The sequence below is a fragment of the Mesorhizobium sp. M7A.F.Ca.US.011.01.1.1 genome (assembly GCF_003998295.1).
Lineage (GTDB): Bacteria > Pseudomonadota > Alphaproteobacteria > Rhizobiales > Rhizobiaceae > Mesorhizobium.
Window position 1 is genome coordinate 299864 of sequence record NZ_RZRT01000004.1, and the last position, 15309, is coordinate 315172.

12 protein-coding genes are annotated in these 15309 nt (G+C 63.8%); 8 read left to right on the forward strand and 4 right to left on the reverse strand.

The window, feature by feature from the left end; translation table 11 throughout:
• Both EOA13_RS08265 and EOA13_RS08270 read right to left on the reverse strand, forming a co-directional pair.
• Complete coding sequence (locus EOA13_RS08265; RefSeq protein ID WP_127291216.1) at window positions 1-1647, reverse strand: acetolactate synthase large subunit; 1647 nt, start codon at window positions 1645-1647, stop codon at window positions 1-3.
• Between the two features lie 84 nt (window positions 1648-1731).
• A complete protein-coding gene (locus EOA13_RS08270) occupies window positions 1732-3069 on the reverse strand; it encodes an aromatic ring-hydroxylating dioxygenase subunit alpha (protein ID WP_164780016.1) in 1338 nt (445 codons plus the stop codon).
• Between the two features lie 128 nt (window positions 3070-3197).
• On the opposite strand from EOA13_RS08270, the gene EOA13_RS08275 reads away from it, so the two are divergent.
• Window positions 3198-4139, forward strand: a complete 942-nt coding sequence (locus EOA13_RS08275; protein WP_127291220.1) for a LysR family transcriptional regulator — start codon at window positions 3198-3200, stop codon at window positions 4137-4139.
• Window positions 4140-4142: 3 nt separating this feature from the next.
• Here the strand turns inward: EOA13_RS08275 and EOA13_RS08280 are convergent, their stop codons facing one another.
• Complete coding sequence (locus EOA13_RS08280) at window positions 4143-5414, reverse strand: FAD-binding oxidoreductase (protein WP_127291222.1); 1272 nt, start codon at window positions 5412-5414, stop codon at window positions 4143-4145.
• Between the two features lie 195 nt (window positions 5415-5609).
• Here EOA13_RS08280 and EOA13_RS08285 point away from each other — a divergent pair, with 195 nt between their 5' ends.
• From EOA13_RS08285 to EOA13_RS08315, 7 genes are all read left to right on the forward strand, one after another.
• Window positions 5610-6602: a membrane dipeptidase gene (locus EOA13_RS08285; protein WP_127291224.1), complete on the forward strand. Its 993-nt coding sequence runs from the start codon at window positions 5610-5612 to the stop codon at window positions 6600-6602.
• 310 nt (window positions 6603-6912) lie between these two features.
• On the forward strand, window positions 6913-8472 hold the full coding sequence (locus EOA13_RS08290; protein WP_127291226.1) for an ABC transporter substrate-binding protein: 1560 nt from the start codon (window positions 6913-6915) through the stop codon (window positions 8470-8472).
• A 52-nt stretch (window positions 8473-8524) separates the two neighbouring features.
• Window positions 8525-9472 (forward strand): ABC transporter permease, encoded by a 948-nt coding sequence (locus EOA13_RS08295; protein WP_023808846.1) that lies wholly within the window; start codon window positions 8525-8527, stop codon window positions 9470-9472.
• 28 nt (window positions 9473-9500) lie between these two features.
• On the forward strand, window positions 9501-10340 hold the full coding sequence (locus EOA13_RS08300; protein ID WP_127291228.1) for an ABC transporter permease: 840 nt from the start codon (window positions 9501-9503) through the stop codon (window positions 10338-10340).
• Complete coding sequence (locus EOA13_RS08305) at window positions 10337-11320, forward strand: ABC transporter ATP-binding protein (RefSeq protein WP_127291230.1); 984 nt, start codon at window positions 10337-10339, stop codon at window positions 11318-11320. The genes EOA13_RS08300 and EOA13_RS08305 overlap by 4 nt, the downstream gene beginning before the upstream one ends.
• Window positions 11317-12294, forward strand: a complete 978-nt coding sequence (locus EOA13_RS08310) for an ABC transporter ATP-binding protein (protein ID WP_127291232.1) — start codon at window positions 11317-11319, stop codon at window positions 12292-12294. The genes EOA13_RS08305 and EOA13_RS08310 overlap by 4 nt, the downstream gene beginning before the upstream one ends.
• 49 nt (window positions 12295-12343) lie before the next feature.
• The gene (locus EOA13_RS08315; RefSeq protein ID WP_127291234.1) at window positions 12344-14371 is read left to right on the forward strand and encodes a CocE/NonD family hydrolase; all 2028 of its coding nucleotides are present in this window, start codon (window positions 12344-12346) and stop codon (window positions 14369-14371) included.
• 19 nt (window positions 14372-14390) lie between these two features.
• Here the strand turns inward: EOA13_RS08315 and EOA13_RS08320 are convergent, their stop codons facing one another.
• Window positions 14391-15293 carry a LysR family transcriptional regulator gene (locus EOA13_RS08320; protein ID WP_127291236.1) on the reverse strand — a complete coding sequence of 301 codons (903 nt, stop codon included), beginning with the start codon at window positions 15291-15293 and terminating at the stop codon, window positions 14391-14393.
• Window positions 15294-15309: the final 16 nt, after the last annotated feature.

The window sequence follows — 15309 nt, forward strand, 5'->3', positions numbered from 1 at the left end:
TCAGGGCGTCTGCGGCGCAGGCAGCCGCTCGCGCAATTCGTCGACGAGCACCCTGGTGTTTTCGGAATAGTCGATAGGCACAACGACGAGATGCACGCCGCCGCCGGTGAAGGCCTGTTCCAGCGCCGGCCGCAAGTCGGCGATCTCTGCAACCCTGGTCCCCTTGGCGCCATAAGCGTCGGCATACTTGACGAAATCGGGATTGCCGAAGGTCATGCCGAAATCCGGAAATTCGTCAACCGCCTGCTTCCAGCGGATCATGCCATAGGCATGGTCCTCGAGCAGCAGGACGACGAGGTTGAGCTTGAGCCTGACGGCGGTCTCCAATTCCTGGCTGTTCATCATGAAGCCTCCATCGCCGCAGATGGCCATGACACGGCGCTGCGGATAGAGCAGTGCCGCCATCATCGCCGACGGCAAGCCCGCGCCCATGGTGGCCAGCGCATTGTCGAGCAGGATCGTGTTTGCCATGCGCGTCCGGTAGTTGCGCGCGAACCAGATCTTGTACATGCCGTTGTCGAGGGCGAGGATCCCATCCGGCGGCATCACGGCGCGCACGTCATGCACGATGCGCTGCGGCGTGAAGCGATCTTCGGTGGCGCGCGCGGCGATCCGGCTCAGAATGCCTTCCCGCAGCGGCAGCAGCGCCTGTGCGTTGGGGATCTTGCCCTCGATGCGGTCGGCCAGCAGCGCCAGCGAAGGACCGAGGTCGCCGACGATTTCGGCTTGCGGGAAATAGACCTGCTCGACATCGGCTGATTGGTAGCCGACATGAATGACCTTCGGCCCCTTCGCCCCCATGATGAAGGGCGGCTTCTCCACGGTGTCGTGACCGATGGTGATGATCAGATCGGCCTGCTCGATGGCCTCGTGCACGTAGTCGCGCTCCGAAAGGGCTGCCGTTCCCATATAGAGCTCCGTGCCGCCGGGCACGGTTCCCTTGCCCATCTGCGTGGTGAAATAGGGAATTTGCGTCCGCAGCACGAACTGCGCGACATCGGGGGTCACGCGCGGTCGCGACGCCGCAGCGCCGAACATCAGCAGCGGACGCCCGGCTTCCAGGATCATACGGGCGGCGCGATCAAGCGCGCCCGGGCTGGCCAGCGGCAGTTCGACCGGGTGCGTCGGCACCAGCGCGATCGGTTCGCACTCGGCCGCCGCAATGTCTTCCGGCAGTTCCAGATGCACGGGGCCGGGACGCTCTTCCTGGGCGACACGGAAAGCTTCGCGCACCAGCGAGGGGATCATCTTCGGCGAGACGATCTGGCGCGACAGCTTGGTCAGCGGCTTCATCGCCGCGACGATGTCGACGATCTGGAAGCGCGCCTGTCGGGATGACAGGATGCCCTTCTGGCCGGTGATCATGATCATCGGCATCGCGCCGAGCAGCGCATAGGCCGAACCGGTCGAAAGATTGAGCGCGCCTGGGCCAAGGGTGGTGATGCACACACCTGGCTTGCCGGTGAGCCTGCCATAGGTGGCGGCCATGAAAGCCGCTGCTTGCTCGTGGCGGGTCAGGATCAGCTGGATCGAGGAGCGGCGGATAGATTCGACGATATCCAGATTTTCTTCGCCCGGAATGCCGAAAATCCGCTCGACCCCTTCGTTCTCGAGGGCCGCGACGAACAAATCCGAACCTTTGGTCATGACCACCTCTCCCGCAACATTCCGTCGGCCACCTTCATATGGCATCGGAACGCGACGCCTCAAAGAGGCATCTTCGGCTGCGGGTCAGAGGCGCGTGTTGCAGCTCGCCGCTTTCGGCGATGCGAACAGTTCCTTCGGCGCGGACCATTGGCTGACCGACACGCCGCGCGTGCCGGTGATCAGCGAACGCAGTTCCGACAGATAGGTCTGCACGAAGAACGAGGTCTGGCTTTCCAGCGGCGTATAGGGGCCTGGCCGGTAGGCGCGCGACATGATGCCGTCGGCATTGTCCTCGGTGATCTTCTTGTCCTGCACCGTGGTGACGTCCCACATCCAGCTGATCGCATCGGAATCGACGCCGCCGTCGGCATCCTTGTCGACGAGCCAGGTCAGGATGACGTCGGTTTCCGCGGCGCTGCGCGGTATCATCTGGAACAGCGTGACATAGTCATTGGCAGCACTTGCAAACGACAGGCGTCCGAGGCGGAAACCGCTTTCGCCGCCATCATAGGCGTGACGGCCGCCCATCAGGCACGAGACCCCCTCACCCGTATTGGAGAGCGTGTTGCGGCCGGAGCCGATCGGCTTGCGGTGCATGGCAAACGGCATCGTGTCGAGGTCGCCCGCCTGCCACGCACCCTTGTGGAACTCAGCATCGCCGATGACGCTGTGCCAAGCCTCGATTTCGTTCTGCCACTCGACCGCCTTGTCGGCGTCGCGGGTCGCTGTCACTTTGACATGGCCGTTGACGCGGTAATATTGGGGATGAGCCGGCCGGCAGTGATAGCATTCGAGAAAGTTCTCGAGCACCAGCTTCCAGTTCGCCTTGGTCAGATAATTCTTGCGCGCGACGATGCGTGCACGGTCGAGACCGTTTTCGCGCAAACCGCCGGTCAGCCCGTCCGCGACAGGCTGGATGTCGGGCAGCGAATTGGCATCGAGGCCGCAGAACACGAGGCCACCGAAACATTTCGAGGGCACGCGGTGCAATCCCAGCGCTTCCGGATCGACGCTCGCCGGTAGATCCTGCCGTGAGTGCAGTTCACCGGTCAGCCTGAACGACCAGGCATGATAGGGGCAGACCAGAAGCTTGCCGCGACCGTCCTTGGCGCAGAGCCGCGAGCCGCGATGGGTGCAGACATTGTAGTAGGCCGCGATGTCCTCCTCGGCGTCGCCGAAGCGCACGACGATGATCTCCTCGTCGAACAGCTGGCGCACGATGTAGCGGCCCTTTTCTGGCACCTCGCTGGCATGGGCGACAAGCATCCATTGGCGCGGAAACCACAAGTCCCGTTCCAGCGCGAAGATTGCTGGGTCGGCATAGAAGGCCTGTTCCAGCGACCAGTCCGGACGTTGCCGGTCGATCAGCCTGACGGTCTCGCTTCTGTCGATAGGCTGGCTGTTCGGTGTGTAGGCCTGCACGGCAAACACCTTTCTGCTCGCTGGCGCTAGGATGACGTTTCGATAGAGTGTGCGATGCGGAAAGGCTTGCGGCAAATACAGAAATGATAGACCTTCATATCGAAAAGGCATGACGACAGGTTCGGATCGTGAAAACCCTCAAGACATCGCTTCCCCTGCTGAACGCCATGGTCGTCTTCGAGGCTGCCGCCAGGCATGGCGGGCTGACGCTGGCCGCGCAGGAGCTCAACATCGCCCAATCGGCGGTCAGCCGGCATGTCGCCAATCTCGAGCGTCAGCTGTCGGTCGAGCTGTTCACGCGCAAGGGCAACCGCGTCGCCGTCACCGGGGCCGGCAACACGCTGGCCGAAGCGATCCGCGAGGGTCTTGGCACCGTCAGGCAAGCGGTCGATGATTTGACCGCGCACGACAGCGATACATTCGTGGTCGGCTGCAGCCACGATTTCGCGCAGGCATGGCTGATGCCGCGCTTCGACCTCATCACATCGCGGGTGGCCGGCGACCGGGTGCTTTTGCAGACATCCACCGATTACAGGGATTTCGACCAGCCCGAAGTGGCGCTGTCGATCCGTTTCGGCGAAGCCGGGCAATGGCCCGAATTCGTGGCCGACAAACTGCTCGACGGCGAATGGTTCCCGGTCTGTGCACCGGCGTTCCTGGCACGTCACCCGGCGCTCGCCTCGGAGGACCCCGAGGCTTTCTTGGTGGTGCCGCTGCTGCACCAGGTGACGCCGCCCGGCGCGATCGACAGTTGGCAGTCATGGATCGGAACCGAGCGGAAACTCGATGGGCCTCGGTTCACCAGCTACATGTCGATGATCCATGAAACCATTGCCGGGCGCGGAGCTGCGCTCGCCTGGGCGGGGTTTGCCGACGAGCATCTGCGCCGCGGCCAGCTCGTTCGGCTGACGAAGACCTCACGTCGTCACGCCGGCTCCTTCCACATCGTCATGAGGAAGAATGCCGGTCCAACGGTCAGGGGAGTGGCGCAGGCGCTGCTAGATAGCGTCGGCGACAGCTGGCAGACCAGCGTCGGCGACAGCTGGCAGGCCAGCGTCGGCGCCAGCTGACGATCAGGCCTCGCGACCAAACCGCGACGCCTCATGACGCGCGCCCCAGGCCGGCATGGCGGCCTCGATCTCGGCTTCCGACTTGAAGGCATCGGAGGCGTAGCGATCGACACGGAACCGCTGGACGGAAACGAACGGGGTCTGCCCGAGGACCAGTTCGCAGGATAGCCGGCCAAGACCCGGTCCATGGGTGACGCCGCTCTCATTGTCGCCGCCGACGACCACGACATTGTCGCTGCCGGGCACCTTGCCGACGATAAGGCCGTTGTCGGGCGTGTAGCACGGCACGCCTTGCGCCCAGCTCGCGATCGTCGAACCGCGCAGCGGCGGGAACACAGTCTGCAGCTCGGCAAGCTCCTGCTCGGAAGTCTCCCGCATCAGCTCGATATTGTGCGGCTGGCCAGGTTCGATCTCGTTGTCGTCGGTCTTGTAGAGAGGTTTGTAATGCCGGCCGGTCCCCCACATGACCGCGCCGAATGTTTCGCGCAGCCACAGCCGCAATTCGCGGCACTGGACCGTGGGGATGGTCGACGGCAGCCCGCGATCATCGGTGATGATGCGTGTCGCGACGACGCGCAGCAGCGGCAACTTCCAGCCGAGGCCCGATATGACCTGGTTGTTCCATGCGCCAGCGGCAACGATCACGCCGTCAGCCTCAAGGCTGCCCTGATCGGTCTCGATGGTCACCCGATCGCCGGCATCATGGACGGCCGTCACGCGTGTGTTGCTGCGGAAGATGCCGCCAAGTTTGCTAATCTGGCCGGTCAGCACGCCCATGGCCAGCTTGGTGTCGAGCTGGGTGCCATGCGGATTGTAGGCCGCCGAATGGACCCGCGCCGGATCGATGAGACCTTGCATCTTCTGGCCGATCTGCGCGGCGTTCAGATCCTGCATTTCCGTCGGGGCATAGGAAGAGTCCAGCACCGGGCGGACAAAACGCTCGCGCCCGTCCTCGGTCAGCGCCATGATCAAGGTGCCGTTCGGCCGATAGCCGATCTCGACGCCGACCTCGTGCAGCCGGCGATAAAAATCGAGGCCATATTGCTGCAGCTGAAGACCCTCTTCGCCAAGCGGAATCATGCCGGCGGACCAATGCGAGACAAATCCCGCGCCGGCGCTGGTGGTCGCGGCACCCGGCTGACCCGCATCGATGACCGTCACCCGGCGCACGCCGGACCGCAGCAGATGGAAAGCCGCGCTGCAGCCGATGATGCCGCCGCCGATTACCGCGATGTGCCTGCTATCGCTCCCGCCATGGCTTCCGTTTGAACTCATCTTTGTTCTCCCTTTTGCCGATGGTCCGATCGGAGCGACATGCAGCGGCGGCGACCATACAGGCCCGTTCGGAGCTGTCTAGACACATGTGTCTGTGGCCTGATACTTGATGCGTACTGCATCTGGATCACACGTCCGGAACGCGGCTTGATTCGGCCTTCCGTCGTGTTGGCGTTGCGAGAGAGTGAGGAAAAAGTGAGCGTTTCGACTGCCGCCAAGGCCATTTTCGACAGTGAAATCATATGGGACGCGCATTCCGGCTTCATGCCGGATCCGGCGGCGGACCTGACCAATCTGCGGATCTGGCGCGACGCCGGCATCAATTATCTGTCGATCGATGTCGGCTTCGACCTGTTGCCCTGGGAGCAGACAGTGCGGACGCTCGCAAATTTCCGCCACTGGATCCTTGCCAATCCCGAGCACTACACGCTGGTCTCCTCGGTAGAGGAAATCCGCAAGGCAAAGCTTGAGGGCAAACTGGCAATCACCTTCGACATCGAGGGCATGAACGCGCTCGACGGCCGCATCGAGATGGTGGAGTTCTATCACCATCTGGGTGTGCGCCAGATCCTGTTCGCCTACAACAGGAACAACCTCGCCGGCGGCGGTTGCCACGATGTCGAGACCAGCCTGACGGCGTTCGGCCGCCAGGTCATCGACGAGATGAACCGTCTCGGCATGTTCGTCGACGTCACCCACACCGGCTATCGCACCTCGATGGAGGTGATGGAATATTCCAACCGGCCGGTGATCTTCTCGCACTCCAACGCCAAGGCCTTGTGCGGCCATGGCCGCAACATCACCGACGAGCAGATAAAGGCCTGCGCGCGCACCGGCGGCATCGTCGCGATCGTCGGGCTCAATCGTTTCCTGGGAGAAGGGCGGACGGACTCGGACAGGTTGGCCGACCACATCGAATATCTTGTCGATCTGGCTGGCCCAGATCATGTCGGCATCGGGCTGGACTACGCCTTCCCCGTCGACGTCAAAGGCATCGACCGTATCATTTCCGACAACCCGCAATTCTGGCCCAGGAGCGAGTATCCGGAAGGGGCGACGACCTACGCGGCTCCCGGCCAGATGAGCGAACTGACCGATGTGCTTCTGCGCCGCGGCCAGTCCGAGCAGAACGTGCGCAACGTCCTGGGCGGCAATTTCGTGCGCCTGGCGGCCGAAATCTGGAAGTGAAGCTAAGCGGAGAGGCGCGTCTCCGCTACAGCTCTTGATCCAGGCCCCACCGAATGGCGGGCCAAGCCGCGCCGTGTGGGCGATCACATTTAGCCCGCGTAGGGCCCAAGCCGACGCGCTGGCGCGGTCGGAACAGATTTCGATATTTCCCGCAAGATCGTCCGTATCCAAGATTCGGGCATGCCGGCAAAATTTTCGCTAGACATAGATGTCTATTATTAGCAGTTTTAGCTGACAGACACATTCGGCCCGGCTTGGAGAATGGCCAACGGCCGGAAACAAGACAACGAAAACAGCAGAGGGGTAGAGCATGTCCATTCTAGCCGACACCAGGGTTTCGCGCCGCAGCCTGCTCGCCGGAGCCGGCGCTTTCGGGCTCGCCTCAATGGTCAATCCAAAAATTTCCTGGTCGAGCGACGGCCCGATCCTGAAGGTGCGCTCCTACGCCGACATCCAGACGCTCGACCCTTGTTTCCGGCTGGCGGCCCCCGAAGGCGACATCACCAGCGTCATCTTCGCAGGCCTCGTCGTCACCACGCCGGGCGATAGCTGGGGCTGGCGGCCGATGGCGGCGGAAACGATCAAGCAGCTCGACCCGCTGACCGTCGCCTTCCAGCTGCGCGACAATATCGGTTTCACCGACGGCTACGGCCAGATGACGGCGGAAGATGTCAAGTTTTCGATCGAACGCATCGCCGATCCCGCCAACAAGAGCCCCTATTCCGGCGATTGGGCCACGCTCAAGGAGGTCGAGGTCAAGGATAAGCTGTCCGGCCTGATCCACCTGAAGCAGGCCTTCGCGCCGCTGTGGACGTCGACCTTGCCGACGCCGTCCGGCACCATCCTGTCGAAGCGCGCCATCACCGAACTCGGTGGCAAGATGGGCGTCAAGCCGGTGGCCCAGTCGGGCCCCTACATCCTGAAGGAATGGCTGCCCAAGCAGCGTACGGTGCTGGTCCGCAATCCCGACTGGAAGTACGAGCAAGGCGCCTTCGCGGAAATCCATATCCATCCGATCGAGGACGAGAAGACCGCCGAACTCGGCTATGAGGCCGGCGACCTCGATTACACCTGGACCGCGGTCTCCTCGATCTCGCGCCTGAAGCAGACGCCGCCGCCAAGGACGACCGTGGTCGAGAAGCCGTCGCTGGCCTTTGTCTGGCTTGGCATGAACCAGGATGTCGCGCCTTTCGACAATCCCAACATGCGCCGCGCGGTGCAGTACGCGGTGGATCGCAAGGCGGTGGTCGACGCCGCTTATTTCGGCGCCGCGGCAAGCGCTACCGGCATCATCGCGCCCGGCCTGCCTGGCCATCGCGAGAAGAACCTGTTCGATTTCGATCCGGACCGCGCCCGCGACATGATCGCCAAGGAAGGGCTGGCCGGCACGACGATCACGCTCGACATTCTCAACAAGACCGAGCGGCTGACCGCGGCGCAGGTCGTGCAGTCGAACCTGCAGGATGTCGGCCTCACTGTGGAGATCAAGCAGAACGACAGCGGCACCTTCTGGACGCTGGGCGCCAAGGAAGGCGACTACTACAAGAAGCTGCAGATGATCATCAGCCGCTTCTCCATGCAGCCGGATCCGAGCTGGGCCACTGCCTGGTTTACCCGCGACCAGATCGGTGTCTGGAACTGGGAGCGTTTTTCAAGCCAGGAATTCGACAAGCTCAATGCCGAAGGCATGGTCGAGCTCGACCCGGCAAAACGCGATGTCATCTACAAGAAGCTGCAGGACCTGATGGAGGAGAACGGCAACTACGTTTTCCTGACGCATGAGGTCACCGGCATCATGAATCGAGATACGCTTGTGGCCGGCCTGAAGCCGAACGGCGAACCCGTGTTCACCGACTTCAAACCCGCATGATATCGGCGGGCGGGGCTCGTCCCCGCCAAAGACCGTCCGACAGGTACTGGAAATGATCCGCTACGCCCTCAAGCGTCTGTGGCTTGGCGCCATCATCATCAGCGTGGCCATGATGATGATGTTCGCCATGGTTTACCTCATTCCCGGCGACCCGGCCTCGGTCGCGCTGGGGCCGCGCGCGACGCCGGAGATGATGGAGGCGCTGCGCGTACGCATGGGCCTCGACCAGCCGGTGTGGCGGCAGTTCCTACATTTCTACGGATCGGTCCTGCGCGGCGATCTCGGCACCGAGGTGCTGTCAGATCGGCCAGTTCTGGACGTGGTGATGGAACAGCTTCCGTTCACGCTGGCGCTGGTGGTCGGCGGCATCACGTGGTCGGTGGCGCTCGGCATTCCGCTTGGCTGCATCGCGGCGGTGCGGCGCGGCGGCTTTGTCGATCAGGTGATCGGGGTGCTGTCGGTGGCGATGATCGCCGTGCCGTCCTTCGTCGTCGCCATCTATTCGCTGCTGGTGTTTGCGGTCGCCCTGCAATGGCTGCCGGCGATCGGCGCCGGCGAACCGGGCGACCTCGCCAGCCGGCTCCAGCACCTCATCTTGCCGTCGCTGGCGGTTGGCCTTGGCTGGATCGGCTATATCTCGCGCATGGTGCGCGCCTCGATGCTGGAGACACTGGAAGCCAGCCATATCCGCACGGCGCGCGCCTTCGGCCTGACCGAGCACAGGATCGTCTACACCTACGCCCTCCGCATCGCCGTGCTGCCGACGATCACCTTGCTCGGCGTCGGCATCGGCCACATGCTGTCGTCTTCCGTCTTCGCCGAAATCGTCTTTGCCCGTCCCGGCATCGGCAAGCTGGTCTACGAGGCGATCTCGGTGCGCAACTATCCCATCGTCTCCGGAGCCGTGCTGGTCACCACGGTCTTCTTCGTTCTCGTCAACGTAGCAGCCGACATCCTCGTCGGTATCTTGGATCCCCGTGTCAGATCAAGTTTCAACTGAGCTGCCATCCCGCAGCTTCCGTCTCGGCATGATATGGCGCACCTTGCGCCGCATGATGCGCGAGCCGCTCGGCGCGATCGGCCTGACGCTGGTGACGGTCGTGGTGCTGTCGGCGGTCTTCGCCAGCCTCCTGACCAGCTATGCGCCGAGCAAGATATCGCCGGCCGAACGCTTCGTTTCGCCGAGCCTCCTGCATCTGCTCGGCACCGACCATCTCGGCCGCGATCTTCTCACCCGGGTGCTCTATGGCGGACGCGTCGCGCTTTTGATCGCGCTGGGCGCGACAGCGGTGTCGCTGGTTGTCGGCGTCGTGCTGGGGCTGATCGCAGGCTATGGGCCGCGCTGGCTCGACAATGTGCTGCTGCTGATCTTCGACGCCGTGAAGAGCTTTCCCACCGTCATGCTGGCGCTGACGCTGGTCACCCTGTTCGGCCCCTCGCTCTATGCGGTGGTGCTGGTGGTGATGCTGGTCAATGTGCCGGGTTATGCCCGCATCATCAGAACCCAGACGCTGGTGCTCAAGTCAGCCGAACACGTCATGGCGGCGCGCTCGATGGGCGCCAGTGCGGGCCGCATCCTGCGTGTCCATATCCTGCCCAACATCATCGGCCCGATCCTGATCCTGATATCGATGGACATTCCCGTGGTGGTGGCGATCGAGGCCGGAATGAGCTTCCTCGGGCTCGGCGTGCGGCCGCCGACGCCGAGTTGGGGCGCGATCCTCAATGACGGCTTCGCCAACATCCGCGATTCCTACTGGATCGTGATTGCCGGTGGCCTGCCCATCGTGCTGACGACACTCGGTTTCACCTTCTTCGGCGAGACGCTGCGCGACCTCTTCGATCCCAGGCTGAAGGGGCGCTCATGACGGTTCTCGAGGTCAAGAATCTGAGCGTCGCCTTCCACACCGAGAGCGGGCGACTGGAAGCGCTGAAGCAGGTGAGTTTTTCCGTGCCGGCCAACCGCAGCGTCGGCGTGGTCGGCGAATCCGGCTGCGGGAAATCGACGCTCATCAACGCCATTCTCGGCCTGCTCGCCGACAATGGTGAAATCACATCGGGCGAGATCATCTTCGAGGGCGACAAGGACCTTGCCCGGCTCGGCCCGACCGCGATGCGCGGCCTGCGTGGCCTCAGGATCGCCACTGTGTTCCAGGACCCGATGGGCGCGCTCAACCCGGTGCTGTCGGTGGGGCGGCAGATGCGCGACATTCAGTATCGCTCGGGTCTGTCGAAGCGGGACAAGGATGCACGCTCCGTCGCCATGCTGCGCAAGGTTCGCATTCCCGATCCGGAAAGCCGGCTGACACAGTTTCCTCACGAGTTCTCCGGCGGCATGAAGCAGCGCATCGCCATTGCGATGGCGCTGATGATGGAGCCGGCGCTGCTGATCGCCGACGAGCCGACGACGGCACTCGATGCGACGCTGGAGGTGGCCACCATCGAACTGCTCAAGGATCTGCAGCGCGACATCGGCTGCTCGGTGCTGTTCATCTCGCACCATCTGGGCGTGATCGCCGAACTCTGCGACGAGATGATCGTGATGTATGCCGGCGAGGTGGTGGAGAGCGGCACGACCCGCGAGATCTTCCACGATGCGCGTCATCCCTACACGCAGAAGCTTTTGGCTTGCGATCCCGCGCGGCTGTCGCAGCGGGTTGCTCGCCTGCCGACCATTGCCGGGACCTTGCCGGATTTGCGCCGCCGGCCGAGCGGCTGCGTCTTCCAGCCGCGCTGCGACCGCGCCGACGCCCAATGCCTGACGACGCCTCCCAGCGCAGTCCTCGGTGGGTCTCACATCGCCCACTGCTGGCATGCGGACATTCCCTTGGGAGCGATGAACGCATGAGCTCCGACGACCTGCTCCGCGTCAGCGATTTGCGAGTCTCGTTCCGGGTCGGCGGCCTGTCCGCCAGGCTCGCGGGGCGGGCCACCGAGATCGAAGCGGTGTCCGGTGTCAGCTTCACGCTTCAACGAGGCAGCACCTTCGCGCTGGTCGGCGAATCCGGCTCGGGCAAGACGACGCTGGCGCGCACGCTCAACGGTCTTCAGCCGGTGAAGGCGGGCACGATCCTGTTTGAAGGGCAGGAACTGCAAGGCCTTTCCAACACCGCCATGAAACCGGTGCGGCGGCGCATGCCGATGATGTTCCAGGATCCCGTGGGATCGCTGTCACCACGGCTCAGCGTGCGCTCGCTGCTGTCTGAGCCTTTCGTCATCCACGGCTTGTCCGATCGCGATCTCAACGCCGAAGTCACACGGCTTCTTTCGCTGGTCGGGCTGCCGCGCGATTTCGCCGACCGCTACCCGCACCAGCTTTCCGGCGGCCAGGCGCGCCGCGTCGGTGTGGCGCGGGCGATCGCGCTGGACCCGGTGCTGGTCGTCGCCGACGAACCGACCGCCGGCCTCGACGTCTCCGTGCAGGGAGAGGTGCTGAACCTGCTCAACGATCTGCGCGACCGCATGGGCCTGTCGATGCTGATCATCACCCACAATCTGCATGTCGTGCGCCAGATCGCCGACCGCATGGCGGTGATGTATCTCGGACGCTTCGTCGAGCAGGGTGAAACCGAAGCGATCTTCCGCGCGCCGCATCATCCCTATACGGCGGCCCTTCTGTCCGCCAATCCCGAGCCGGACCCAGATCGGGTGCACCAGCGCATCACGCTGCCGGCCGACGTTCCCTCCCTGCTGGCGCGCCCTTCAGGCTGCGAATTTCACACACGCTGTCCGCAGGCCCAGGGCCGTTGCGCGGTGGATGTCCCCATCCCGGTCGCGGTCGGAAACGGCCGCCTGACCTGCCATTTCCCGCTGAACACATAAGGATCGCCACCGGCGCAAGTTGTCGGCCGGGGCGTCGAGAGGAGCCGCCATGCAAGATATCCGCGTCGTCACCGATTTCCCGCGCAAAATCCGCGAGATCGAGAATTTGTGGATTCCGATGCCTGACGGCGTCAAGCTGGCGGCGCGTGTCTGGCTGCCGGAAGACGCCGAGGCCGATCCGGTGCCGGCGATCCTCGAATATTTGCCCTACCGCAAGCGCGACGGAACGGTGGAGCGCGATGCGCTGACGCATCCCTATTTCGCCGGTCACGGCTATGCCGGCGTGCGGGTCGACATGCGCGGCTCAGGCGACAGCGAGGGATTGTGCAAGGGTGAGTATCTGAAGCAGGAGCAGGATGACTGTCTGGCGGTCATCGAATGGCTGGCCCGGCAATCCTGGTGCTCGGGTAGTGTCGGCATGATCGGCATCAGCTGGGGCGGCTTCAACGGGCTTCAGGTCGCCGCGCGGCGACCGCCAGCATTGAAAGCGGTTGTCTCGCTGTGCTCCACGGATGATCGCTACAACGACGATGTGCATTATCTGGGCGGCGCGATGATGTGCGACAATCTGATGTGGGGAACCACCGCTTGGGCCATCGCCATGACCCCGCCCGACCCGCTCATTGTCGGCGATCGCTGGCGCGATCTTTGGGAGCAACGGCTGAACGGCAACGGCATCTGGATGCAGGACTGGTTCGAACACCAGCGCCGCGACGATTTCTACAAGCACGGCTCGATCTGCGAGAACTATTCCGATGTCGAAATCCCGGTCTATGCCGTCGGCGGCTGGGCCGACGGCTATCCTAATCCGATCTTCCGGATGCTGGAAAAGCTTGGCGGCCCTCGCAAAGGGCTGATCGGACCCTGGGGGCACAAATATCCGCACTTCGCCATGCCCGGGCCGCGTATCGGCTTCCTGCAGGAGTGCCTGCGCTGGTGGGATCAATATCTCAAGGGCATCGATACCGGCATTGCCGACGAGCCGATGCTACGCGCCTGGATCCAGGACCCCGCACGGCCGGCGGCGATCTATGACGAGCGGCCCGGCCGTTGGGTGGCGGAGCCGGCGTTGCCGGGACCCGGCGTCGGCGAAAAGGTGCTGCACCTTGGCCCGCGTGTGCTGAGCGAAGCCAAGGGGGAAGGTACGATCCTGGAGATTTCATCGCCGCAGACGGCCGGCCTGTCGTCCGGCGCCTGGTGCGGTTATGGCGTTATGCCGACCTTGCCGGTCGACCAGCGCACGGAGGAAGGCAATGCCCTGATCTTCGAGACCGCGCCGTTGACCGAAGCCATCGAGATCCTTGGTTTCCCCGAATTCGAGGTCAGGCTCTCCTCTGACAAGCCCGTCGCCCTTCTGTCCGCCACGCTGTCGCAAGTGTTCCCTGAAGGTGCTGCCTCGCGCATCAGCTACGGCATCCTCAACCTGAGCCATCGCAACGATGATCTGGACATCGCACCCATGGTGCCGGGCCAGGCGGAAACGGTGCGCATCAAGCTGCGCTGCTGCGGGCAGCGTTTCGAGGTTGGCGAGCGTATCCGGCTGGCACTGGCGACATCGCATTGGCCCATCGTCTTTCCGACCGCCGAGCAGGCGACGCTGTCGATCCATTGCGGCGACAGCCGGCTGATCCTGCCGGTGCGCCCACCGCAGCCTCTGGACGACACGCTGGGGGCTTTCCTGGCTCCGGAAAGCGCTGCGCCGATGGAGCAGGAGGTTCTGGCCAAGGGCGACGGCTTTCAGCGCTCGGTTTCGACGGACCAGGTCACCGGCGAGACCGTTTATCAGGTCGTCAATGATGGCGGCACGGTGCGGCATCCACATACGCAGATGACCGTTGCGGCGAGGCATGTCGACCGGTTCACCATCCACCCCGACGATCCGAACTCGGCGGTCGGCACCTGCACCTGGGAAAAGTCCTATGGCCGCGGCGACTGGCAGGCGCGCCTTTCGGTGAAGGCGACCGTGCGCGCGCTGCGCGATGTCTGGCGGATCGAGACCCACATCACTGCCCATGAGGGAGATGAAGTGGTCGTCGACCGCAGTGAGGTCAAGGAGTATCCGCGCGACCTCAACTGAAAGCGGCTGCGATTGGCAATCAGGCCATCGATTTCGGAAAGGCGGCAGCCAGCGCATCGACGGCCAGCCGCACCTTTAGCGGCAGATGCGGTGTCTGCAGCCAAAGGGCGTAGCAGTCGTAGAGATATCGCGGCTGGTCAGGCAACAGCGCCACCAGCGCACCGGCTTCAATGCGCTCGCGCACCAGCCACCAGGGCAGCCAGGCAAGCCCCATGCTCTCAACAGCCGCATCGGCGATGGCATCGAGATCGTCGAGCCGCAGCCGCCCGGTTGGCGTAATCTCCTGTACGGATTGCCCCTCGCGCGCAAACAGCCACGGCTGAACGACCTGGCCGAGCCGGCGGTAGACAATCGCCTGATGATCAGCGAGATCCTCGATACGCTGCGGCTCGTCATGAATTCTGAGATAGGAGGGTGCGGCGCAGACGACCATGTCCTGGCGCGCGACGCGGCGTGCGATCAACCCCGCCTTGTCGCCCAGAGCACCGGTCCGAATGGCGAGATCGTATCCGTCTTCGGCAAGATCGGCGAAGCGGTCGGTGAACGACAGGTCGAGCTCCAGCATCGGATATTGCCGCGCCAGCCGCAGCAGCACGGGTGCAACGCAATGGCGGCCGAAATGCGCCGGCATGGTGACCCGCAGTTTTCCACGTGGCTCCGAAAACTGGTCGGCGGCGAGCGCATCGGCGGCTTCGGCCTCGGCCAGCACCACCCGACAGCGTTCATAGTAAGCGCGACCGAAGTCGGTCAGGCTTTGCCGTCGCGTGGTCCGGTTGAGCAGCCGCACGCCCAGCCGCTCCTCGAGGAACCGCACATGCTTGCCAACCATTGGTCCGGACAGATCGAGTGCGACTGCGGCGGCTGCGAACGAGCCGAGGTCGACGGCCCTGACGAACACGGCCATGCTCTCAAGCCGATCCATATTCAAAACTCCTGGT

Excerpts from the sequence above, each read along its gene's own strand:
- EOA13_RS08315 (WP_127291234.1), top strand. The coding sequence starts at position 12,344 with ATGCAAGATATCCGCGTCGTCACCGATTTCCCGCGCAAAATCCGCGAG.
- EOA13_RS08295 (WP_023808846.1), top strand. The coding sequence starts at position 8,525 with ATGATCCGCTACGCCCTCAAGCGTCTGTGGCTTGGCGCCATCATCATC.
- EOA13_RS08320 (WP_127291236.1), bottom strand. The coding sequence starts at position 15,293 with ATGGATCGGCTTGAGAGCATGGCCGTGTTCGTCAGGGCCGTCGACCTC.
- EOA13_RS08290 (WP_127291226.1), top strand. The coding sequence starts at position 6,913 with ATGTCCATTCTAGCCGACACCAGGGTTTCGCGCCGCAGCCTGCTCGCC.
- EOA13_RS08280 (WP_127291222.1), bottom strand. The coding sequence starts at position 5,414 with ATGAGTTCAAACGGAAGCCATGGCGGGAGCGATAGCAGGCACATCGCG.
- EOA13_RS08305 (WP_127291230.1), top strand. The coding sequence starts at position 10,337 with ATGACGGTTCTCGAGGTCAAGAATCTGAGCGTCGCCTTCCACACCGAG.
- EOA13_RS08265 (WP_127291216.1), bottom strand. The coding sequence starts at position 1,647 with ATGACCAAAGGTTCGGATTTGTTCGTCGCGGCCCTCGAGAACGAAGGG.
- EOA13_RS08310 (WP_127291232.1), top strand. The coding sequence starts at position 11,317 with ATGAGCTCCGACGACCTGCTCCGCGTCAGCGATTTGCGAGTCTCGTTC.
- EOA13_RS08300 (WP_127291228.1), top strand. The coding sequence starts at position 9,501 with ATGATATGGCGCACCTTGCGCCGCATGATGCGCGAGCCGCTCGGCGCG.